19 protein-coding genes are annotated in these 23824 nt (G+C 45.0%); 13 read left to right on the plus strand and 6 right to left on the minus strand.

Annotated elements, in window-relative coordinates; all coding sequences use genetic code 11:
- Positions 1–64: 64 nt before the first annotated feature.
- Both srmB and K5Q73_RS13060 read right to left on the minus strand, forming a co-directional pair.
- A complete protein-coding gene (gene srmB / locus K5Q73_RS13055) occupies positions 65–1297 on the minus strand; it encodes an ATP-dependent RNA helicase SrmB (protein WP_220759167.1) in 1233 nt (410 codons plus the stop codon).
- A gap of 78 nt (positions 1298–1375) precedes the next feature.
- Positions 1376–2146, minus strand: coding sequence for a tRNA1(Val) (adenine(37)-N6)-methyltransferase (locus K5Q73_RS13060; protein WP_220759168.1), 771 nt, complete (start codon positions 2144–2146; stop codon positions 1376–1378).
- Between the two features lie 520 nt (positions 2147–2666).
- Here K5Q73_RS13060 and brnQ point away from each other — a divergent pair.
- The 4 genes from brnQ (at position 2667) to recJ (ending at position 8112) form a co-directional block, all read left to right on the plus strand.
- Positions 2667–4010 (plus strand): branched-chain amino acid transport system II carrier protein, encoded by a 1344-nt coding sequence (brnQ, locus tag K5Q73_RS13065; protein ID WP_220759200.1) that lies wholly within the window; start codon positions 2667–2669, stop codon positions 4008–4010.
- Between the two features lie 348 nt (positions 4011–4358).
- Positions 4359–5261, plus strand: coding sequence for a site-specific tyrosine recombinase XerD (gene xerD, locus K5Q73_RS13070; RefSeq protein WP_220759169.1), 903 nt, complete (start codon positions 4359–4361; stop codon positions 5259–5261).
- 232 nt (positions 5262–5493) lie between these two features.
- Positions 5494–6219 carry a bifunctional protein-disulfide isomerase/oxidoreductase DsbC gene (gene dsbC / locus K5Q73_RS13075; RefSeq protein WP_220759170.1) on the plus strand — a complete coding sequence of 242 codons (726 nt, stop codon included), beginning with the start codon at positions 5494–5496 and terminating at the stop codon, positions 6217–6219.
- A 168-nt stretch (positions 6220–6387) separates the two neighbouring features.
- Entirely contained in the window at positions 6388–8112 is a 1725-nt protein-coding gene (gene recJ / locus K5Q73_RS13080) for a single-stranded-DNA-specific exonuclease RecJ (protein ID WP_220759171.1), read from the plus strand.
- A gap of 73 nt (positions 8113–8185) precedes the next feature.
- Here recJ and K5Q73_RS13085 read toward each other — a convergent pair whose 3' ends face one another.
- Complete coding sequence (locus K5Q73_RS13085; protein WP_220759172.1) at positions 8186–8665, minus strand: Lrp/AsnC family transcriptional regulator; 480 nt, start codon at positions 8663–8665, stop codon at positions 8186–8188.
- Positions 8666–8905: 240 nt separating this feature from the next.
- On the opposite strand from K5Q73_RS13085, the gene K5Q73_RS13090 reads away from it, so the two are divergent.
- The 5 genes from K5Q73_RS13090 to K5Q73_RS13110 all read left to right on the plus strand — a co-directional run bounded on the left by K5Q73_RS13090 (position 8906) and on the right by K5Q73_RS13110 (position 14767).
- Positions 8906–10240, plus strand: coding sequence for a serine dehydratase subunit alpha family protein (locus tag K5Q73_RS13090; protein ID WP_220759173.1), 1335 nt, complete (start codon positions 8906–8908; stop codon positions 10238–10240).
- A 773-nt stretch (positions 10241–11013) separates the two neighbouring features.
- Positions 11014–12306 (plus strand): amino acid permease, encoded by a 1293-nt coding sequence (locus K5Q73_RS13095; RefSeq protein ID WP_220759201.1) that lies wholly within the window; start codon positions 11014–11016, stop codon positions 12304–12306.
- Between the two features lie 966 nt (positions 12307–13272).
- Positions 13273–13884, plus strand: coding sequence for a hypothetical protein (locus K5Q73_RS13100; RefSeq protein WP_220759174.1), 612 nt, complete (start codon positions 13273–13275; stop codon positions 13882–13884).
- Positions 13885–13981: 97 nt separating this feature from the next.
- A complete protein-coding gene (locus tag K5Q73_RS13105) occupies positions 13982–14392 on the plus strand; it encodes an NUDIX domain-containing protein (protein ID WP_259650691.1) in 411 nt (136 codons plus the stop codon).
- Positions 14393–14617: 225 nt separating this feature from the next.
- Complete coding sequence (locus K5Q73_RS13110; protein WP_220759175.1) at positions 14618–14767, plus strand: hypothetical protein; 150 nt, start codon at positions 14618–14620, stop codon at positions 14765–14767.
- Between the two features lie 79 nt (positions 14768–14846).
- On the opposite strand, the gene K5Q73_RS13115 is transcribed toward K5Q73_RS13110, so the two are convergent.
- Together K5Q73_RS13115 and rpiA are read right to left on the minus strand one after the other, a co-directional pair.
- Entirely contained in the window at positions 14847–16172 is a 1326-nt protein-coding gene (locus tag K5Q73_RS13115; RefSeq protein WP_220759176.1) for an FAD-binding oxidoreductase, read from the minus strand.
- A gap of 204 nt (positions 16173–16376) precedes the next feature.
- Complete coding sequence (gene rpiA, locus K5Q73_RS13120; RefSeq protein WP_220759177.1) at positions 16377–17036, minus strand: ribose-5-phosphate isomerase RpiA; 660 nt, start codon at positions 17034–17036, stop codon at positions 16377–16379.
- Positions 17037–17327: 291 nt separating this feature from the next.
- Between rpiA and K5Q73_RS13125 the strand changes: the two genes are divergently transcribed.
- From K5Q73_RS13125 to K5Q73_RS13140, 4 genes are all read left to right on the plus strand, one after another.
- Positions 17328–18272, plus strand: a complete 945-nt coding sequence (locus K5Q73_RS13125) for a DUF808 domain-containing protein (protein ID WP_220759178.1) — start codon at positions 17328–17330, stop codon at positions 18270–18272.
- A 39-nt stretch (positions 18273–18311) separates the two neighbouring features.
- Entirely contained in the window at positions 18312–19469 is a 1158-nt protein-coding gene (locus K5Q73_RS13130; RefSeq protein ID WP_259655235.1) for an endonuclease/exonuclease/phosphatase family protein, read from the plus strand.
- Between the two features lie 358 nt (positions 19470–19827).
- Complete coding sequence (locus K5Q73_RS13135) at positions 19828–21594, plus strand: alkaline phosphatase (protein WP_220759180.1); 1767 nt, start codon at positions 19828–19830, stop codon at positions 21592–21594.
- 487 nt (positions 21595–22081) lie between these two features.
- Positions 22082–22642, plus strand: a complete 561-nt coding sequence (locus tag K5Q73_RS13140) for a phosphoribosyltransferase (protein WP_012154082.1) — start codon at positions 22082–22084, stop codon at positions 22640–22642.
- Positions 22643–23254: 612 nt separating this feature from the next.
- On the opposite strand, the gene K5Q73_RS13145 is transcribed toward K5Q73_RS13140, so the two are convergent.
- A complete protein-coding gene (locus K5Q73_RS13145; protein WP_220759181.1) occupies positions 23255–23467 on the minus strand; it encodes a hypothetical protein in 213 nt (70 codons plus the stop codon).
- Positions 23468–23824 lie beyond the last annotated feature (357 nt).

Here is a 23824-nt window from a genome sequence, read left to right on the forward strand (position 1 = left end):
AGTTGGATGATAGGTATTAAAAAGGGCCACATAATGTGACCCTAATAATTAGAATGAAGCCTAATTACTTCTTCTTTTTCTTCTTCTTGTTCTTCTTGCTGAAGTTCTTGCTGTTATCTGGACCAGGCTTTTTCTTTCCAGGCGGCTTAGCTTCTTTGTTCTTCGGGCGCAGGTCTTTAACGAAACGACGCTTTAATGGTTGCTCGATATAACGCTCGATCTTACCAACAACACGTATGTCATGGGCTTCAACTAGCGAGATAGCAGTACCTTTTGCGCCTGCACGGCCAGTACGACCGATACGGTGTACATAGGTGTCGGCAGAGCGTGGCATATCGAAGTTGATAACATGAGTAATATCATCAATATCGATACCGCGTGCGGCAACGTCAGTTGCTAGCAAGATATTAACTTCGCCTTTGGTAAAGCGACCAAGAGCTTGGAAGCGAGCTTTTTGCTCCATATCACCACGCATAAATGCACAAGTGATACCTTCTTTTTGCAATAGACCTTCAAGGCTTGCAACCGCTTCACGTGTCTTAACGAAGACGATAGTGCGTTGCACTTCTTCTTGTTTTAACAGTGCGCACAACAGCGCAAACTTATGTGCTTTATCATCAGCAAGGTGGATCCACTGGTGGATCTTAGCTTTTTCGCTACGTGGCGCTTCAGCTTCTAGCTTTACTGGATTCGTTAGTAGGTTGTGTGAGAAACGACCCACGTCGCTGCCTTCAAGAGTGGCAGAGAACAGCATGGTTTGTTTACGGCCAACAGACTCGATAGCAATACTTTCAACTACGGCAGAAAAACCCATGTCTAGCATGCGGTCTGCTTCGTCGATAACTAATACTTCAACTTCTTCAGCGTTGAAGTGACCTTTATCTAGGTACTCCATTAAACGGCCTGGAGTCGCGACTAAGATATCAACGTTCTTTTGCAGTGCTTCTTCTTGAGGACCGTAAGGCACACCGCCAGTGATGATCACTGTGTCTAAACCAAGCCCTGTAGCAAGGTGGCTAGCATAACGGTGGATCTGGCTAGCAAGTTCACGAGTAGGAGTCAGGATCAATACTCGTGCGCGGCCGCCATATCGGCGTGGGAAGTCGATAAGGTGCTGCAACGCAGGCAGAAGGAAGCTTGCTGTCTTACCCGTGCCAGTAGGCGCGCGAGCTAAGATATCTCTTTGCTCCATTGCGACTGGGATTGTTTGCTGTTGTATCGTAGTGGGCTTGTTGTGGCCCATTGCTTTCAGTGACTCTAACAAACAAGGGTCAAGCTGGAGATCTTCAAATTGCATGCGTGGCATCTCAATAAATAATAGCCGAGTATTATAAAGCTTATAGAAGCGACTTTAAACGATTAGATCGCTAGATCCTTAAAGCTTTAAATAAAAATCCCTGCTCAATAGGCTAAATGCTTGGCTGTAATGGCCATTTTTCTCACGAATAGAAAGCTGCTGTAGGGCAACATCCTCATGCTTAGCTGCCACAACTGGCTGGGTTGCTACTTTGGCATGATGCTCTAAGGCTGCGGTATGGCGTAAAACCAAGACCTGTCGATTGGCAGTTTTACCTTCAACGCTTGCAGCCAGCAGCTTTTGGCTTAATTCTAGCTGATGCGTGCTGAGCTTGGCTTCAAACAGGTTAACCGATTCAGTTGGCAAAATAAGGCTGGCAGCCCCTTGAGGGCCTAAAAGCTGTTTTATTGCCGCTAGTAGACTATCGAAGCTTAAGCTATCTGTATGGCGCGCCGTGGCTCTAGAGGTATTGCTCGATTGTGGACCATTGGCAAAATAGGGGGGATTACAGATGATATGGTCGAACTGCTTGGGGGCCTCGGCCTGATAGTGAGCTTGAGCGTAGGCTTGAATATCAGCACAAATAATCTCAAGACGCTCTGACCAAGGGCAAGCATTGAAATTTTGCTGACAATCTAGGGCTGCATCTGTGTCTAGTTCAATCGCGGTAATCTTAGCTTGGCTGCGTTGGGCTGCCATTAAGCTCAGTAGGCCACTGCCTGCACCAATATCAAGTATGGTCTTTGCCTGTACTAATGGTGCCCAAGCGCCCAAAAGTACGCCATCAGTACTAACGGGCATACCGCAACGACTGTCATCGACGTGAAAGAGTTTGAAGGTAAAAGGCATGGCAATATTGAGGTGGTGTTAACTGTGAAGCTAATTGTACGCTAATCAAGGCTATAGCGTAATCTCCTAATCTAGGTTTAATTGTTAATGCTTTATACAAGCTTTAGCTATTTTGCATGTAAGTGGTTACTCACTTTGAGTGGCTTGCTGGCTATTAAAGCGGATGTGTCTTGTTGTGGGTGCTCATGGGGTGAATGTAAGTAATGGAAATGCACTGTTAGCTAGTTGTTGCAGCTTGTATCGAGAATGGCCGTTTTTCCGTATGCGTGCTTGTTTGTTAATTACGACTCTGTTAATAGTATGCCCTCTTTGTTGGGGAAAAGCCCAATTTTGGAGTCGGTAAACCAGTTTTAAAGCAATTTAAGCGTTCTTTTTTCCGCTACTGTTCATAAACTCGCCAAGAATGGGCCGTATTTACCACGGAACCGTGTAAATAAATGATTACACCTTTTTTGTTGTCATCCTAAGTGGTGCCTTAGGAGCTTGACAGTATGAAAATATTTAACCAAATAAAATTATGATGGGGCATAAAGTGCAGAATAATCAAATGAGTATTGCAGACACGCTAGGGTTAGGTTTCATGACCTTCGCGTTCTTTTTGGGGGCGGGTAATTTAATCTTCCCTCCTTTAGCTGGCTTTTTGGCGGGCGAAAATATTACGCTAGCTATGTTTGGCTTTCTTATTACAGCGGTCGGCCTTCCCCTTATTACTCTGATTGCTGTCGCTAAAGCGAACGGTAAAATTATGCAGTTGCTTCCTCCCATCGCAGCGACCGCATTAGCCGTATCAATTTTTATCATCATAGGTCCTGCGTTCGCCGCACCAAGAACCGGACTTGTGGCTTATGAAGTCGGCTTTAAGCCGTTTCTAGAAGATACATCAGCCACCTTTATGATAGCTGGATTGACCTTTAATATAACTCAGCTTATTTATACATTGGGTTTCTTCGGTCTTTCTATGGTGCTAGCGCTCTTCCCTGGCAAGCTACTTGATAGCGTAGGTAAAGTGTTAACGCCAATCCTTATTCTGCTATTAGTAGGCCTAGCGATCTCTGTTATCGTGATCCCTGGTAGCGATATCGGTGCTGCTGTGGGGGATTATCAATCTAGCCCGTTAACTAAAGGCATCTTAGAAGGTTACAACACCATGGATACCTTGGCGTCGTTGATCTTCGGTATGTTAATTATCGACATTCTACGTAAGAAAGGCATCACAGAGCCAAAAGCACAGACTAACTATCTGATCAAAGCTGCATTAATTGCTGCGGCAGGCTTAGCATTTGTTTACGTATCACTATTTTATCTAGGTGCAACCGCCGGTGACTTAGCTGCAGGTGCTGAAAATGGTGGCGTGATCTTAACTAACTATGTAATCGCAAAATTTGGCGCAAGCGGCATGGTGTTATTGTCATCAGTAGTGACACTAGCCTGTTTAACGACCGCAGTTGGCCTAATTAGTGCCTGTAGCGAGTATTTTAATGAGCTACTACCAAAGATCTCTTACGGCCGTTTTGTGGTAATCGTAAGTCTTGTTTGTGCAACGGTTGCTAACGTTGGTTTGGCGCAGTTAATCGACATTAGCGTACCTGTGCTAATGACGGTTTATCCGGTTGCTATTGCATTGGTTGCGGTGACTTTCTTAACTGAACGCTTTGCAAACCCGAAAGCTGCACACCGTATCGTACTGAGTGTTGCGCTGTTCTTCGGTATTATTGATGGCTTTAAAGCGGCTAAAGTGGACGTAAGCATGTTTAACTTTATGCCACTACATAACGAAGGCATGGCATGGTTACTACCTACTGCTATCGTAATCGTGGCTTGTATGCTGATTAAAAAGCCAAAAGAGCAGTTAGCGGCAAATTAATGGCTAATGCCTGTTTGATAACATAAAATTGAGGCGATGTTTCTAGGAACATCGCCTTTTTTGTTTAAAAGAAGGTTTGAAAGAAGGTCCTAGGAGCTAGGAAAAGCAGGTTCTAGGATGGAAGGTCCTAGGAAGAGCAGAGACGGAAAGGCAAAAACGGTAAAAGCTAGGAAAAGCCGTTACGGCTAAGACGGATAAAGCCGGAAAACAAAAGATAACAGCTTGACGCTTTTGGCTTTTGCTTTTCCTCGCAGCGAAGCGTCCTAGATTCTAGGACCTAGGATCTAGGCCCTTTAAACCTCGGTCCTTTAAACCTAGGCCCTTCTTTAAACTAAATAGGAATAATCTGTGTCAGACAAGTACACGCCCGATAGTATTATTGATCTGTTTTTAGATGACCTTTGGTCAACCAAGGGCTTAAGTGATAACACCTTGAGCGCCTATCGCACCGATCTGCGCCATCTCGACCGTTATCTGCAAAAGCAAGGTGACAAGCTAGTGACTTGCTCTCAGTTCGAGATCCGCAACTATTTGGCTGAACGCTTCGACAAAGGCTTCGCTAAGACCAGTAGTGCCCGCATGATGAGCAGTCTTAGACGCTTTTATGGCTACCTTATTGTAAAAAAGCAGATCGATAGCGACCCGATGGCACTTATCGAGTCGCCTAAACTTGCGCGTAAATTACCTGACTCTTTAAGCGAAGAAGATATCGATCGTTTGTTAGCTGAGCCTGTAGATGATGATCCGCTAGAGTGTCGTGATAAAGCTATGCTTGAGCTGTTATACGCCACGGGGTTGCGAGTGTCTGAGCTGGTGGGATTGACCATGGAGCAGCTAAGCTTGCGTCAGGGTCTGGTACGCATTACTGGTAAAGGTGGCAAGGAGCGCTTAGTGCCGCTAGGGGAACTGGCTATCAGCGAGATAGAGTCCTACCTTAAATTTGCCAGAGCAGAGCTGCTTAAGGGCAAGCAAAGTGATGTGCTATTTCCATCTAAACGGGCGCAGCAGATGACGCGCCAGACTTTCTGGCACCGTATTAAGCTTTATGCGCTTAGAGCTGGGATCAGCACCGAGCTTTCTCCTCATACTCTACGACACGCCTTCGCGACTCATCTGCTTAACCATGGTGCCGATCTGCGCGTGGTGCAATTGCTGCTGGGTCACAGCGACCTGTCTACAACACAGATCTACACCCATGTAGCCACTGCAAGGTTAGCTAGCCTTCACAGCGAGCATCATCCAAGAGGATAATCAATTTGCTATACATCAGCTTGATATGCATCAGCTGTTACAATTGTGGTTGGTTAATATCTTTCAGCAAACCTAGACTTAAACTTAATTATTTGATGGATTTCACGTCTGTACGATTTAGTTACAGCAAATAATTTGCTTTAACTGGGTTGAGTCTGTAACTTTTCAGCTCCAGACAAGGTCTAATCTTTTATATCCATCAGTCTGCCCCTTACACAGAGTAGGAAAACTAATGAAGTTCACTCGAACATTTTCTTTGATTGCTGCAATGATGATTGCACCAGCAGCCCTAGCGGCATCGAATAGCAGCGACGATACCGCCGCATTAAAGCAAAAGCTAAGTGATACATTAAGCGTTGAAGTGATCTCAATAAAGCCGTCACCAGTTGCAGAGCTATATGAAGCCTTTACCGATCGCGGTGTGCTGTATATCTCTAAAGATGGTTCAAAGCTATTTCACGGTAGCCTTTATGACCTAGATAAGGGCATGAAGAATCTAACTGAGGCGGCAATGGCGGGCCCACGTTTGGACATGCTCAAGCCACTAGAAGAAAACATGCTGGTTTACAAAGCCAAGAATGAAAAGCATGTAGTGACTATCTTTACCGATGTTAGCTGTGGCTATTGCCGTAAGTTGCACAACGAAATGGACGGTTATAATGACCTAGGCATTACTGTGCGTTACTTAGCTTTCCCACGTGCAGGCGTGCCTTCGGCGAATGCCGACGAGATGGAGTCGGTATGGTGTGCGACCGATCCGTTAAAGGCGATGGGCGAGGCTAAAAATGGTAAGGCAGTTAAGCAAGCTAAGTGTGACGCTAAAATTGCCGAGCAATATCATGCAGGACAAGCTATTGGTATTAATGGTACACCGGCAATCATTCTTGAAGACGGTACTTTGATCCCAGGTTACCAGCCACCTAAGGCTCTACTACGTACACTAGAGTCTGTACAGTAACTATTAGGCGCAAATAAGGCCTACATAAGAGCAAATACAGTCTTATAAAGCATGGTCTGTAAACGTTATCGCTAAAAAAGGTGGGCCTAGGCTCACCTTTTTTGTGCCCCTTTTCTAGCAGTCTTTGTTATGCTGCTACTGTTTTTAGTTTTGAGGGTTTAATCCAACGTGATCCATAAGATAGTTCGCCGCCCAAGAGTCGATGATAGTCACCTTCCCGATACGTTTTCGCCAATATTAAAACAGATCTATGCCAGTCGTGGAGTTAGTGCATCTGACTGCGAGCTGAGCCTAGCTAAGTTACTCAGGCCCAATACCATGGCGGGGCTTGAACAGGCCGCTAAAATAGTTGCTGACGCCATTGAGGCGCAAAAAGCAATTTTGATTATGGGCGACTTTGACGCCGACGGCGCGACATCTACCAGTGTATGTGTATTGGCGCTGCGGATGATGGGCGCTCAGAAAGTGGATTATCTTATTCCGAACCGCTTTGACTACGGTTACGGCTTAAGCCCTGAAATCGTCTCGGTTGCCGCCAGCAAAAATGCTGAGCTGCTGATCACCGTTGATAACGGCATTTCATCTATCGAAGGCGTGGCTGCGGCCAAAGCTTTAGGTATGACTGTGGTGATCACCGACCATCACTTACCGGGCCATACTTTGCCTGAGGCCGATGCCATAGTGAATCCCAATCAGGACGGTTGCGGCTTTGCTAGCAAGTCGATTGCCGGAGTAGGGGTGGCGTTTTACTTAATGTCGGCGTTGAGAGCCGAGCTACGTAGCCGTAACTGGTATCAGCTGCAAAATATAGCCGAACCTAACCTTGCGCAGCTACTGGATATTGTAGCCCTTGGCACAGTGGCTGATGTGGTATCGCTTGATACCAATAATAGAATTTTGGTTGAAGCGGGTTTACAGCGAGTTAAAGCGGGGCGCTGCCGCGTGGGGATTACAGCCTTGCTAGAAGTGGCAAAACGCACGCCATCGCGTATCGTTGCCTCAGACTTTGGTTTTGCCGTGGGGCCAAGACTTAACGCGGCAGGGCGTCTCGATGAAATGGCGCTCGGGGTCGAAACCTTATTGTGTGACGACATTATGCTTGCAAGGCGTATGGCATCCGAGCTCGATGGCTTAAACGCCGAGCGACGTGATCTTGAAGCCGATATGCAGCAAGAAGCGCTTAAGAGCCTTGAAAGTGTCGAGCTTAATGAAGCTGAACTACCTTGGGGCATTGCTATTTTTCAAGCCGACTGGCATCAAGGGGTTATCGGTATTTTAGCCTCACGGATAAAAGACAAATATCACCGCCCAGTCATTGCTTTTGCTGAAGCGGGCGAAGGCGAGATTAAAGGCTCGGCGCGCTCCATTAAAGGTCTGCATATGCGCGACCTACTAGAGCTGATCAACACTCGCCACCCTGGGCTGATTTTAAAGTTCGGTGGTCATGCTATGGCTGCAGGCTTATCTATTCAAGCTGGGCAGTTTGCCTTGTTTGCCGATGCTTACGATAAAGCGGTGCGTGAAGTGTTAGCGCCAGAGTTATTAACTGGCGAGCTGGTATCTGATGGCGAGCTAGTACCAGAGCAGTTCAAACTTGATCTTGCCACTGAGCTTAGAAATGCCGGCCCATGGGGACAGTCATTCACTGAACCTTTATTTGATGGTTACTTTAGAGTGATCCAGCAGCGCATCGTGGGTGAGAAGCACTTAAAACTGATCCTAGAAACCGAATGCGGCCGAGTGATGCTCGATGCCATCGCTTTTAATGTGGATTTGAAGACCTGGCCCGATGCCACAATTCAGTATGCACAGGTGGTGTATAAGCTCGATGTAAACGAGTTTAGAGGCAATCAAAGCTTACAGCTGATGGTTGAACAGATAGAACCAAAGTAGACATTAACTGACTTGATTATAGAAAAGGATGCACTGGTTGCATCCTTTTTTGTTTGCTGTACCTAGAAGGTAATTACGCAGGCTTTAATGGCAAAACCGTGCTGAATTTCAATGATTCCATAGCAAAGGTTGAAGTGACATTGGTTAAACCTGCCACTTGATTAACCAAGCGCTTATAAAAGTGATCAAATGCCGCCATGTCTTCAACTTGTACCCGCATCATATAATCATACTCTCCAGCCATACGATAAAACTCCATCACCTCAGGCATGGCGTATACGGCTTCAATAAAGGTTTCATACCAAGCATGGGAGTGGTCACAGGTCTTAACCTGCACAAATGCGGTGAAGTCGACGCCGATTTTACTGGGGTCGAGCAGGGCGACTCGCTTGTTAATCACCCCTTCTTCTTCTAAACGCTTTAAGCGTTTCCAGCAAGGGGTGGTGGTTAAATTAACAGCTTTGGCCAACTCGTTAAGCGACAAGGTGACATCGTGCTGCAGCATGGTGAGCAGCTGTCGGTCGACTTTATCTAGTTTTACTTTTTCAACCACAAGCTTCTTCCTTACAGATATTCTCTATTGGTTATCTAACTGTTATCTAGTGATTATGCATTATTGCTTATTTAAGCACCTGTATAACTTTCGATCGTATTATAATAGAAAATCTTTCTCTTTTATGTCTCATTGGTAGAAAAAATGGAAAAATAATTCTTCAGTTAATCCATTACAATGAGACAAAGATTGCAATGACTATTTTCCAAATAGTGTCGATTACTAGAAGTGAGTAGAACGATGAAACAACACTTATGGCCTTTATTCCTTGAAGCAGTTACACGCGATGTCGTTCCAGCCCTTGGCTGTACCGAGCCTATTTCTGTGGCATTAGCCGCTGCAATTGCTATTGATGAGCTAGGGATAAAAGACCCAGCTAGTAGCGTTGATCTGGACGTTAAACAGGATGTTTTGCAAGACATTAAGATAGACGTCAGCGTTTCTGCAAATTTAATGAAAAATGGCATGGGTGTTGGTATTCCTGGCACAGGAATGGTTGGTCTGCCTATTGCGGCAGCAATCGGCGCCGTTGCTGGTGATCGTCACGCTGGTCTTGAAGTGTTAAAAAGCCTAACTGCTAGCGATGTTCAAGTAGCTAAATTGATGCTTGAAAACAATCAAGTGACAGTCGGTGTTGCCGATGTGGCTAATGTCTTGTACGCCAAAGTGACAGTGTATTATCAGCAGCAAACGGTGAGCGTCACCATTGCCGATAGTCACACCAAAGTGGTCGCAATAGATAAAAATGGCGAGCAGTGTTTAGTTACTCCAAAGATTGAAGCTGTGAAAGACAACAGCAAAGCTAGCCCATTTACAGAGGCAAAACTACAAGATATTTACGATTTTGCCATGCACATTCCTTTGGACGACATTCGTTTTATTCTGCAGGCAAAAACATTGAATGATGCTTTGTCTAATGAAGGCCTAACGGGTAACTACGGTTTAAAAATCGGCGCGACTTTCATTAAAAACCAGCAACGAGGTCTACTGTCTGGCGGCTTATTGACTGAAGTATTAACCCGCACCGCTGGCGCATCTGATGCGCGAATGGATGGCGCTATGATGCCAGCAATGAGCAACTCAGGCTCAGGCAACCAAGGTATTGCGGCCACTATGCCAGTTGTTGTGAGTGCCGATTTTCTTAAGTCGAGTGAAGAGCAAACCATCCGCGCATTAATGCTGTCGCATTTAACCGCTATCTACATTAAAAGCTATCAAAACAAGCTCTCAGCGCTATGCGGCGCAACAACTGCAGCCATGGGCTCTGCAGCGGGTATAACCTATTTGCTTGACGGTGAGATAGAGCAGGTAAGTGCAGCTATTTGCAGCATGATTGGCGATGTCAGCGGCGTTATTTGTGATGGTGCCAAAACTGCTTGTGCAATGAAAGTGTCTTCATCGGCAGGGGCTGCGGTAAAGGCGGCTTTAATGGCGATTGATGGTATTCGAGTCACAGGCACTGAAGGTATTGTTGCAGATGATGTCGATCAAACCATCCGTAATCTTGCAGCATTGGCTAATGGGGCTATGACGCAAACCGATGTGCAGATCTTAGAGATCATGATGCACAAGTAAGCCAGCCCGGCTTAAATCTAAAGTTTAAATCTAAAGTCAAAAATTTAAGCCAAATCGATTGTTCGTTGCGCATCGATTTGGCTTTTTAGTTTCTAGCTCTGCTTTCTCTGCTAACATTTTCCTCTACCCACTCTGTCCCCCCAGTATTAAAACGAGTATTCAAACGCTTATTAAAACTCTTATTCAAGCTCTCATTCAAAAGTGCCAATCAATATAAATACCACCTCTGTGACTGGCCTTTAATAACAACGGGCTTAAGTTCTCTTATTAAAAAATGCTCTACAAGGCTGATTTTTAAACTTATTTGCATTCTTGGTGGGTGAGTGATTTTGCTCACATATAGATTTGGTTTAGCTGTGGCTATCACTTTAATTCGCGAAATGTGCGCCACACCTCTCTAAGTTAAAATCTAAAACATTGAAATGAGTCACGTTTTTGCACTCTTGTAAGCTGAAGGTTAATGACTAATAAGGTGAAGGACATCAAACTATTGGGCGGTTAAAAGTGATTAACTCTTGATCTGGATCAGTACAGATAAACCATGTGAAAAAATCACTGAATTGAGAGTATTTTTTGCTAAAACTACGCCAATGGCTATGAATTTTAATAAAAAAATTCTCTCCATCCTTGAGTATGCTCAGGCCAAGCAAACGCAGTACTAACCGTGTTTGACCTATACCCATAATTATAATTTTTATCATTTCAGTGGCTATTGCCAAATTTAATGGAATTGACTGATGAGTGAAGTAATTCAAGGTTCACCAACTGGTGACATGCAAGCGAAACCTCTGCACGAACGCGCCAATATGACTAAGGCCGAATGGCAACAAGCGACCAAGTTTGACAGTGTCGACCTTGGTTGGATAGTGATGAGCATAGGTATGGCCATCGGTGCCGGTATTGTATTTTTACCTGTTCAGGTTGGCGTAATGGGATTATGGGTATTTTTGCTGTCATCCATCATAGGTTACCCAGCAATGTATCTATTCCAAAAGTTATTCATTAATACCTTAGCTGAGTCAAAAAAGTGTACTGACTATCCAGGCGTTATTGAAAACTATCTAGGCAAAAACTGGGGCATAGCACTAGGCGTGCTTTATTTCGTAATGTTGGTTATTTGGGTGCTGGTTTATTCGTTAGCCGTGACCAACGACAGTGCCTCTTACCTACATTCATTTGGGGTGACAGAGGGCAAGCTAAGTGACAATGTATTCTACGGTTTAGGTTTAATCTGCCTATTGGCTTTTATCGGCTCAAAAGGCGAAAAGTTACTGTTTAAGTTATCAGGCTTTATGGCGGTAACCGTACTGACATTGGTAGCGGTAATGGCGGTATTACTGATGGCGCGTTGGGATATGGCGAATATTCCAAGCATGGGAGAGTTTGGCCCAATGCTGAAAAATGCCATTATTACCCTGCCATTTACCTTAACCTCGATTCTGTTTATCCAATCGTTAAGCCCTATGGTTATCTCGTATCGCTCACATGAAAAGTCGATTGAAGTGGCGCGTTTCAAGGCTGAACGAGCAATGAAAATTGCCTTCGCTATTCTGTTTGTGGTGGTGTTCTTCTTCGCAATATCCTTTACCTTTGCTATTAGCCAAACCCAAGCGACTGAGGCGATGAACCAGAACATCTCTGCTCTGGCGATTATTGCGCAATACTTCCCTGGCAGCTGGGCGACAGTGACGGGTATCGTGATTAACATCTTTGCGGTAGTGACCTCATTCTTCGGTGTGTTCTTAGCCTTCCAAGAAGCCTGTCGTGGCATTGCAATGAACATCTTGCTGCGTAGCCGTAAAGAGTCACAGATTAATAAAGAGCTAGTGAATAAACTCATCACTGTATTCATTATTTTACTGGCTTGGTCTGCGATAGCGTTAAACGCACCAATTCTGTCATTCACCTCTATCTGTAGCCCTATCTTTGGTTTGGTGGGTTGTTTAATCCCAGCTTACTTGGTGTACAAGGTACCGCACTTAAACAAATATAAAGGTTGGGCGACTAACCTGATTATTGTGACGGGTGTTTTGTTGTGTATTTCGCCGTTGTTAGCCTTTATGTAATCACGGATTAGTGATTGGGTAATCAAGCTGGCGTTTGGGCTTAAGCAATCAAACTTCGTTTGATAAAAGTGATTAAGTTAGGCTGCGTCTAACAACTAAAGTCGCAGCTTGATGCCCTACATGTGGGGCATCAGGCTGCACTTGATACCATAACCGTAAATACTCGATATATATTTAGGCTAAGAGTTACATTCAACAAAAGTGGTTCCAATGGCCTGCGGCCGGCGTATGTGCAGATACTTCTGAGACACGCTGCGAGTACGTCCCTGTAAGCTCTGCGATGGCATCCATGCCATCGAAGGCCTCAGCTGTATCTACAGTAGGTTAGAACAGCACAACCTTTAGAGGTTAGAGTTATGGCTAAAGACATATTTCGTTATTGGACAACAACTTCCTCCTCTTGCCCATTTCTTTTATAAAGAGTCCGAGCTGCCCCGACGAAGTTACATGCGTTGGATACGGGCCTCATATTCCAATAAAAATCGCCTAACGGCTTAGGTGGGACATCTGATGTGAATGGATTCACAAATGCCGTGATGGCATGGTCAATGATGTTCCCTACATCATAATGACATTTCCAATATCCCTATAGGTCAGATGCCAAAGAATGGCCATGTCCCCCCGAGCCTGAACCATCATCTTTGATGCTTCCACGGTATTATTTTAGGTAAAGAGCCATCTGTGTAATTCGGCAACTTCGATGGGGATGGTTTTTTCTGTTGGTTTGGTTGTGAACCTCATCCCTTGGTTACTAAAAAAGTAAAGTTACGACTAAAGTTTTACTAAGCGGCAGTGTTTAGGAAATCTTCTAGTGATTTTAGTACTACCTATTAAAACAATAGGTTATATTCAGGCTAAGCGTTTTGTCGAGACGCACAAATAAAATTTAAAAATGCAACACCGATAAAAATGTTATCGTGCTGCGGTTTAATAACCTGTTATATTTTTATTAGGAAACGGTGAGTCATGGAAGCATTAATAAGGTTTGGATACGGTGAACTCGGTACTCCCAAAATGGGGGCTTTAGTTGTATTGCTTTTTATATTTCTGTTTAAAGTGATTAAAAGTCGTATAGATCGAGGAAGAGAGGAAAAAACTACTCGAATTTCAGAAATGATTTCTGAAATAGAAAAAAATAGCTCTCCTAAATATCACTTTACGGTTGAACAAATATTTCAAAATAGGTTTGGGGTTCTTATTGACTACCCAGTAATAAACTTTTTTTTGAAATCGAAAACACCCACTTCTGATATTTTGTCATACATTAAAGGTCGTCGTTATATCGAATTTTGTGATGACTATAAAAAAATACGCTATAAGGAAAAAATTACGACGAATAAATTAATATTTAAAAAGTGGTTGTTGCTAGCTGGTTATTTTGCATCATCTTTTATTGCAGTCGGGTTGATCATTATAACTCCTCAATTACCTATTGATAATACTTATAGCTTCCCAGTTTACTTGATATTTATACTGTCAGCCTTTATCTGGGCTTACTTAAGTCTTGATGAAGGTATTAAACCAGAGAGTGCAATCTTATTGCATAAAAAATATAACGATAAAATTAACAAGGACTAAAAACAGTTGGCTTTTGCTCCTTTATCGCTAATTATAGTCAAGCATTATCCTCATTTTATGGGGGCGTTAATGCAATATTTTCGTTCTAAGGAAAATAATGAAAGTGATTGATAAGCTTGCTTGGGTGTTGATTCGAGATGGCAAGTTGTTGGCGGTGCGCTCTAAAGGTAAGCAGTTGTTTTATCTGCCGGGTGGTAAGCGTGAGGCGGGTGAGAGTGATGAGCAGGCATTGGTGCGTGAGATTAAAGAAGAGCTGTCTGTCGAGCTTGAGCCGAGCACTATTGAATATATGAACACCTTTACTGCGCAGGCGGATGGTAAGGCTGAGGGCGTGTCGGTTAAGCTGACCTGCTACTTTGCTGATTTTACCGGTGAGTTGCAGCCTGATGCGGAAATTGAACAGCTTGAATTTGTTGATCTGAATGATGAAGCCATTTGCTCGGTTGCTGCATTAGTTGCCCTACGCTGGCTAGAATCCAAATCACTGGTTAACAGTAAGAACGCTTAATAAATCGATTCAAAGAGAGCAAGCTAAGTGATCCTAGCTTGCTCATATTTATAGACCGCTCTTGATCAAAAGTTAGAGCAGTTTCCTCTAACTCTATGGGGTCAATTACCATACATTTCCTAATCCTCGCTCCTGCTTTATACCCTAACCATTAACTTGCTTCTACACAGTAACAAGTTATGGCTAGAGCCATAGCCATAACGCTAAATTTCAAAGATTATGCTTTTGCAACCTAGTGTAGAAACAGCTGAGGCCTTCGATGGCATGGATGCCATCGCAGAGCTTACAGGGACGTACTTGCAGCGTGTCTCAGAAGTGTCTGCACATTCGCTTGCCGCAGGCAATTGGAACCACTTTTGTCGAATGCCACTCTGAGCCTAAAAATATATCAAGTCTGTCAGGGCGTTGTTATCAAACGAAGTTTGATTCAAAGTTGTTAGACGTAGTCTAACCATCAGCCAAACCTCTGAGGTGAAAACGGCGTCAGATCCAAACTGGTTTTCTGTTTATTGATGATCTCACTTACCAGCTTACCCGTTATTGGGCCTAAACTTAGGCCCATCATGGCATGTCCTGTGGCTATGGTTAGATTCGCTAACTGAGGAGCTTTGCCGATTATCGGCAGGCCGTCTGGGCTACAGGGGCGAAAGCCAGACCAAAACTCTTCAGATTTAACCTGAGCTGTATCTAAGTCTGGTAGATAGCGGGCTGCGGATTTGATTAGCCCTTTGATCCGATTTGGACTGATGTCAACGGGCTCCTGACTCGATAACACTCCAAGCTCCATGGTGCCGCCAAATCGAATACTGTTATCTAACGGGCTTACCGCCACCTTGGCTTCACTTAGTATAAACGGGGTACGGCACTCAAGTTTGGCGCCCTCTTTGACGGGCGGCTTGTCGAAGCTGACACAGATCCCTTTTCCTGATTGAACAGGTAAATTTAGCCCAAGCTGCTTGGCAAGCTTGGGCGACCAAGCGCCGTTGGCGAGGACAAAATCTAAGGCTTTGATATCGCCGCTTGCGGTTGCTGCGGCGGTGATTGTCGATTTACTGGTATCGGTACTGAAGCCTGTTATCTCTGTGTTTTCTCTAAACTCTACCCCTTGAGCGACTAGGTAGTTTTTCATCGCTAAAATAAATTCATAGGGGGCTATATGCGCGTCTTCTGGGTAGAAACTCGCCCCCATCACATCGAGCTGAATATTGGGTTCGAGTTTTCTCAAGGCTTGGGGTGTGAGCATCTTAGCTTGCAGGCCCAGCTTGTTGGCTGCGGCGACCGTTTTTGCTTCATCGTTTAAACCTTGCTGGGTTTTACAAAGCATCAGCAGGCCCTGTTGATGGAATTCAAAGTTAAATTCCGCTTGTTGGTGCAGCACTTGATATAGCTCAAGGGATTTAAGGTTGATATCTAAAATGGCCTGCTGATTAGCTAAGGTATGTTGCTGCGTACACTTTTTGGCAAATGATATTAGCCATTTTAAGAAGTCGATATTAAGGCTTGGGCGAACGTAGAATGGGCTCTGTGGATTGAGCATCCACTTTAGGCCTTTTTGGATCATGCCTGGCGCCGCCAGAGGAATGAAGTGACTCGGGGTAATATAACCGGCGTTACCAAATGAGCAGGCTTTACCTATCTCATCTTTGTCGATAACCACTACAGACTTACCCGCCTTATGTAGATAATAAGCCGTGCAGATCCCGATAATGCCGCCACCGATGACTGCAACATCCCTCGCTGCAAGATCATTGGGCGTGTTGTTTACCTGGGGAACCGTCATTTTCTGTCCTTGAGCTTGGGTTTACGGTCGATTGCTATAACCTACAGCGCTCGGTCGAATCCGATTTGTTCTATATCAAGTGTTGTTAATAAACCTAAGCTAGATGAATTCTTTTAATGATGGCGGGGGACGGCAAACAAAAAAGCCACTCAAAGAGTGGCTTTTAGTGATGGGAAACTCCCATATTGAACAGCAAAGGTTCAATTAATAAGTAACCGTTTTAACCCCTTCAGGGGTGCCAACTAATAGCACGTCTGCGCCGCGCTTAGCGAATAGACCGTTAGTCACTACACCAACAATGCCGTCAATCTGCTCTTCTAGCTCTTCAGGCTTCATGATCTTCATGTTGTACACATCTAAGATGATGTTGCCGTTATCGGTAACACAACCTTCGCGGTAAACAGGGTCGCCGCCTAGTTTAACAATTTGGCGAGCCACGTATGAGCGTGCCATTGGGATCACTTCGATAGGCAGTGGGAACTCACCTAAGATATCGACTTGCTTGGTGTTATCAACGATACAGATAAATTTATCAGCAACAGCGGCAACGATTTTCTCGCGAGTTAGCGCTGCTCCGCCACCTTTAATCATGTGCATTTGACTGTTGATCTCGTCAGCACCATCAACATAAACAGATAACTCATTAACGCTGTTTAAATCGAAAACAGGAATACCTAGCGCTTTCATTTTCTCTGTTGATGCTTCAGAGCTTGATACCGCACCTTCGATATCGAACTTCATTGTCGCAAGTGCATCAATAAAGTGATTTACCGTTGAGCCGGTTCCTACACCAACAATGCTGTTCTCTTCTACGTACTGAAGTGCAGCCCAACCGGCAGCTTTTTTCATTTCATCTTGAGTCATTATGAAATCCTTTGTTTAAGATAGAAGTTAAAAATAAAAGTTATAGGCAAGGTTAAAAATATTGCCGACAGTATACTCGTTTAGCAAAACAAAGTTGCTTGAATTTTGCTTTTAAAGTGACTAGTAAGGGCTATCATGTTTACCTTGAGCCAAGTGAAGAGGCATTTTTTGCTGTGGCTAACAGTTTATTGTCATTAGCTTATTCACAATAACCGCTATAGTGAGAGTATTATTAGAAAGCGATGAGATGGATTTTCGGCGTGAGCGCCATTAAGTGATAAAGGAGTCGATATGGCTGGGGCTAGCTTATTAACCTTGTTAGATGATATCGCGACGATTTTGGATGATGTCGCCGCAATGAGTAAAATCGCCGCCCGCAAAACGGCGGGGGTGTTGGGCGATGATTTAGCGTTAAACGCACAGCAGGTGTCGGGTGTTAGCGCCGATAGAGAGCTGCCTGTGGTGTGGGCCGTTGCCGTAGGTTCATTTAAGAATAAGTGTATCTTAGTGCCGGCGGCTATGTTGATTAGCGCCTTTATCCCATGGGCGGTGACGCCACTACTGATGTTTGGTGGTCTGTACCTTTGCTATGAAGGTTTTGAAAAAATCTACCATAGCTATTCAGCCAACAAGCACCATCAAATCGATGAATCTCAGGCAAGCCCTGAGGAGATAACCGATGTTAAAGAGTACGAGGCCAATAAAGTTAAAGGGGCGATACGTACCGACTTTGTGTTATCGGCGGAGATCATTGCCATCACCTTAGGCATAGTGGCGGATAAGAGCTTGAGTACTCAATTTTTCACTCTAAGTGTTATTGCCATCATTATGACCATAGGTGTGTATGGGTTAGTCGCTGGTATCGTTAAGCTTGATGATGCAGGGCTGTATTTAAGTCAGCGCCCAGGAGAAACCCAGTGGGCTCGATTTAAGCGCCGCTTTGGCATGATGCTGCTGAACTCTGCGCCTTATTTAATGAAGACACTGTCGGTGGTGGGCACCATTGCCATGTTTATGGTCGGCGGCGGTATTTTAACTCATGGTTGGCATTGGGTTGGCGATAAAATCACTGCGGCCGCAGCTTGGATTGAGGCATTTGAGTTTGTCGGGCCAGTAGTGGCATTTATCACCCCAAGTATTTTGAATGCGATTTTTGGCGTGATAGCTGGTGCATTGGCTGTGTTGTTGATGGAGCTATTTATCAAGCTTAAAGGTGATAAAGGCGCTGCCGAATAGCTTTAGTATTAACACTTAATTGTTAGTTTAGATATCCATATGGAAAAGGTAGTAATGGCGAATACAAGTAGCAAAACAAACAGGGTCAAACTAGCAAGCTTTAACCTGTTTAATTACATTGAACCGCCATTGGCTTATTACGATTTTGAAAATATCTATAGCGCAGAGCAATGGCAAAAAAAGCAGTCTTGGTTGGCTGAGTTTTTAGCGCAGCATCAGCCAGATATTATTGGCTTTCAAGAGGTGTTTTCTGCACCAGCATTAGCTGAGCAAATGCGCGCTGCGGGTTATGAGCATTTTGCCACTGTGGGAGAACCTACAGTCATTGACGATTATATTTGCCGCGATCCCGTTGTCGCACTTTGCTCGAAGTTTCCAGTCACTGAGGTGACCGCGATTGAAGCTGAGCCTGAGTACATTTATGGGCTTGGTCTAAACCCTGACTTTGCATTTAGTCGTAAACCGCTGCGAGCTACTGTGCAGTTGCCGCAAATTGGCCTTTGCGATATCTACGTGGTGCACTTTAAATCTAAGCGCCCACATCTAGATGAGTTGCCAGCGCCTAAGTTTGTTCAATCAAAGCTTACTCAAGCAGTAAATCGCCCGTCAGCCGCCCCTTTGGTTAACTTCGGTGAGTTATTAGGGCGTAACAGTCTAGGCCAATGGGCGTCGAGTATTCAGCGAGGCAGTGAGGCGGCGCTGTTATTTCATGCCATGCTGCAAAGACGCATAGAAACCAATCAGCCTATGATGTTGATGGGCGACTTTAATGAAGAGCTGACTAGCTCGGTATTATCGCCACTAACAAATCGCGAGCTGCGCTTTGAAAAAGAGGGACTTGGCGAGTTAGCAAATTATCCGCTAACAGATGCTTATAAGCTATTTCAGCAAGGCTTGCAGGACTTGTTTGGGGTTAAGGCTACAGAGGCAAACCTTGAGGAAATTGCTGAAGAGGAAGAGCGAATGCTGGCTAAAGCGCGGGCATCGCGGGCGCCGACTCATTACTACGGTGCCAGCGGTAATGTGCTGGACTACATATTACTTTCAGCAGACTTTGACCCAAGCTTTGATAATAGCGTTGCCGAGGTTTGTGACTATCACACTGAAGACAGGCACTTAGTGAACCCAAGCTTTGAGCGTGATAGTCAAAGTAGCGATCACGCGCCGGTTACTTGCACCTTACGCATTAGGCGCTAAGGATAAAGCAAGGTACTAGGTTTTAAAGAAGCAGCTATGAAAAGCAGGAACTAGGAAAGCTGCATTGCTGCCTGCTTTTGCTAGAATCTAGAGCTCTCGTAAACTTGCTGCTAGGACGCTTCGCGGATAGAGCGGACTTCGTCCTGCTATAAGATCAAAAGAAAGCATGGATTTAGGCTTTGCTTTCCCTGCCTTTACCGACTTCTACTGCCTTAGCCTTCCCTAGAACATATTTCTTTGCATTTAACAGGTTGTTTACATCTTTGTCTTTTTCGTGTCATGGTGGTGCTTTAGTATCTTAACTGATTAGACCTCGTACCACGTAAAACTAGAACGTAATATTAAAGGAATAATAACAATGAAACGACCTTTTACTCGAAGAGACTTTTTGGCAATGTCGGCAAAAGGGGTTGGCGCTGCCGTCGTATCCTACGGCCTGATGGGCTGTAGTAGTGACGATGACGACAATGGCATCTATGCCGAATTCCTCCATGGCCTTGCCAGTGGCGACCCTAGCCATGACGCGGTGATACTCTGGACTCGAGTCACTCCAGAGATTGATGGCGAGATCAAGGTGTCGTGGGAGGTGGCAACTGACGCCGCATTTAGCCAGTTAGTGAGTAATGGCGAGACCATGACAAGCAGCGACAGGGACTATACGGTTAAGGTCGACGCTATGGGGCTTGAGGCGGGTAGCCAGTATTTTTACCGCTTTAAAACCGGCAATAAAATCTCGCAGCCAGCAATGACTAAAACCTTGCCTCAGGGCGCTATCGATAGTGCCAAGTTTGCTGTGGTGTCATGCGCTAACTTCCCCGCCGGGTATTTTAATGTCTATGAGATGGCGTCAAGAATGGATGATCTCGATGCGGTTATTCACTTGGGCGATTACATCTATGAGTACGCACGAGGTGAGTATGCTAGCGAGCGTGCCGAGGCGCTTGGTCGTGAGGTATTGCCTGAAGGTGAGCTGATGAGCCTTGCGGATTATCGTAGCCGCTACGGTCAGTATCGCAGCGATATCAGTTTGCAGAAGTTGCATGGTAAAACGCCGTTTATCACAGTGTGGGACGATCACGAAGTGGCAAACGATAGTTGGCGCGATGGCGCTGAGAATCACAACGAAGGTGAAGGGGATTTCGATGCCCGTAAGGAAGCCGCGTTGCAGGCGTACTTTGAGTGGCTGCCTATCCGGCCATGGCGCGAAGGTAACCATGAAGAGATTTATCGCTCATTCCAATTTGGCGACTTAGTCGATCTGCATATGCTTGATACTCGTTTACTCGGCCGAGATAAGCCACTAGATTATGCCGAATATATGGACCCTGCGACAGGCGGCTTAGATAGCGCACGCTTTATGGCGGATATTACCGACACCAACAGAACCATGCTTGGCCAAGAGCAGCAAGCTTGGCTACAAACGGCGTTACTGACTTCTACGGCGACTTGGCAGGTATTGGGGCAACAAGTATTGATGGGGCAGATGATGCTACCTGCTGCTATTGCAACCCAAGAGTTGTCGATCCCTGAGTTTGGTAAGTTGGCGGCATTAGCGCAATTCTCCGCACGAAAGGCGGCGGGCGATCCTACCCTGACTGAAGATGAGCTTAAGTATTTATCTTTCTATGGTCATAAGTTGACGCCTGAGGCGATGGCGTTGCTGCAGCTGCCGTCAATCCCTTATAACCTTGACGCCTGGGATGGCTACGCTTATGAGCGAGAGGTGATTCTGGCGACGGCTAAATCACAGGCTAAGAACCTTGTGGTGATTGCGGGAGATACCCACAACGCATGGGCAAATGAGCTAAAGGATGCAGCGGGTGATGCCGTGGGAGTTGAATTTGCCACTAGCTCGGTATCATCACCAGGACTTGAGTATTACTTAGGTATCGAAGAGAAAGATATACCCGCAACTGAGGCTGCGATTATCGATTTGGTAGATAACCTAGCTTATGCCAATTTGATGAACCGAGGCTTGATGACGCTCACTTTTAGCCATGATGAGGTGCGTACTGACTGGCGTTATGTTGATACCATCTATACTCGTGACTTTATCGAAGACAGTGAGAGAAACTTCTCTATGGTTACCAAAGCGGGCAGTCATGGACTAATAGCAGCAAGTTAGTACTCGCTTAGATATTAGCTAAGCTATTTATTAACTTAGCTATTTATTCACTTAGAGATGTACTGAACAAATCGCTTATCCGCTAACTTGGCTACTCATTCCAAGGCTAAAGCGTGATTAATAACTTAAGGCTACCTTATCGGTGGCCTTATTATTTTAGTGATTCTGATGTAAGTTTTTGGCTTTTTTACAGCAATAGTAGCGAATTTAGTATAAAATTCGCCTCCAAAATCCGGTGGGTGCCTAGACTTTGAACAGTGAATACGGTTTTTCTATTTACTGGGCGCAATTCCCGATCTTGGGATAGACGTCATCACCTACTTTTTATCGTAATCGGCTTAGCTGTTTTGGACTATTGTTTATTTTTATCACTCCTCGTCAGAGTGGTATTTTAGCAACGGCGATTTCAAGTTCAGTTAACTTCAATTAAAGCTGAGATTACGATTAGACTTAATTCAGATATTAATAACAAGATGGGGACGGTCAGATGTCAGAGAAACGCTTTATTACCGCACAAGAGTTGCTAGAGGATTCATTTCGTTTAGCGGCACAAGTTTATGAAAGTGGCTTCCGTCCACAGTTTATCGTGGGTATTTGGCGTGGCGGCGCTCCGATTGGCATCGCTGTTCAAGAGTTCTTTGACTTTAAGAAAGTTGAAACCGACCACATCGCAGTACGTACTTCGTCTTACTACGGCATCAATAAGCAGAGTAAGCAGATCAAGGTTCATGGCCTACATTACATCGTAGAAAATGCTAACGCTGGTGATGGTCTACTGATTGTCGATGACGTGTTTGATTCGGGTCGCAGTATCCATGCTCTGATGGAAAACTTAAGCGATCTAATGCGCCTGAATATGCCAAAAGATGTACGTATTGCCTGCCCATATTACAAGCCACAAAATACTGCTGTACCATTAAAGCCTGACTATTTCATTCATGAATCCGATGAGTGGTTAGTGTTCCCACACGAAGTCTCAGGTTTGTCTGCTGAAGAGCTTGCCGAAGGCAAAGGCGATTTGAAGAATATTAAAGACCTGTTCGTTTAAGCCTTATAGCGCTTGAATTAGCAGCAAAAAGCCACCGAGAGGTGGCTTTTTTGTTTTAAAAAAGGGCCTAGAACCTAGAACCTAGGGCGCTTCGCTGCGAGGACGGGCTTTGCCCTGCTAGGAACAGCAAAAGCCAAAAAACAAGGTCCGAGGAAAAGCAGGTCTAAGAAGGGCAAAGACGGTAACTACTGAGACGGTAACTGCGAACGTCCTGCGGACTAGGGAACGTGACTGTGTCACTTACGGAACGCTGCGCTTTACGCAAAAGATAGCAAAAGCGGGTAGCAGGAAGAGCTAAGACGGTAACTGCGAACGTCCTGTGGCCTAAGGAACGTGACTGTGTCACTTACGGAACGCTGCGCTTACGCCAAAGCAGGGAGCAGAGAAGTGGGCATTACGATGCTTTGCTTTTTCTAAGTCCTAGAACCTATAACGCTGCGCGGCTAGAGCGAACTTGGTCCTGCTATACAATCAACAGCAGTATTCAGCACTTATCTTCAAGCCTTGTTTTTCCGTTTTTGCCCTTCCGGCTTTATCCGTCTCTGCTTCACCATCTTAGCATTTTCCTAGAACCTAGAGCCTAGAACCTTATTCTCCTGCCTTTCTTAGCCCCTACAGCTTATCTATCTCATCTTTGAGTTGATAAGACTTGTCTGTGACTATTTGCTCTAGCGTGCCGACTCGCTCTCTTAACTTTTCTAGTTCGGTGTTAATACTCACTAATTCATCGAGCTCGACTCGACCTTTATGTTTGTTGTATTCCTTAAAAGCGGCGATAGCAAATACGCCTATGATAGCCAGTGCGGCAACCGTGAACGGCCCCATATGTCGCTCCTTGATGAGTAATAGTGCTACTCAATTATAGTGCTAAAATAGGACCTAGGTTCTAGGAAGAACAAAGACGGTAACAGCGAACACCCTGCGGCCTAGGGAACGTGACTGTGTCACTAACGGAACGCTGCGCTTACGCAAAATCTCGGAAAAGCAGAAGTAGAAAGAGCTGAGACGGTAACAGCGAATACCCTGCGGACTAGGGAGCGTGACTGCGTCACTTATGATGTGGTCAACTAAAACTGTACACCAACAGGGGATGCGTATTTACGCAGCCATTTCGGCCGCTGTTGGTGTCATGTAATTATTATAACTATGACCCCGTTTTGTATTGTAGTGCTTCAAGATATA

The organism is Shewanella sp. MBTL60-112-B2 (assembly GCF_019655055.1).
Classification (GTDB): domain Bacteria; phylum Pseudomonadota; class Gammaproteobacteria; order Enterobacterales; family Shewanellaceae; genus Shewanella.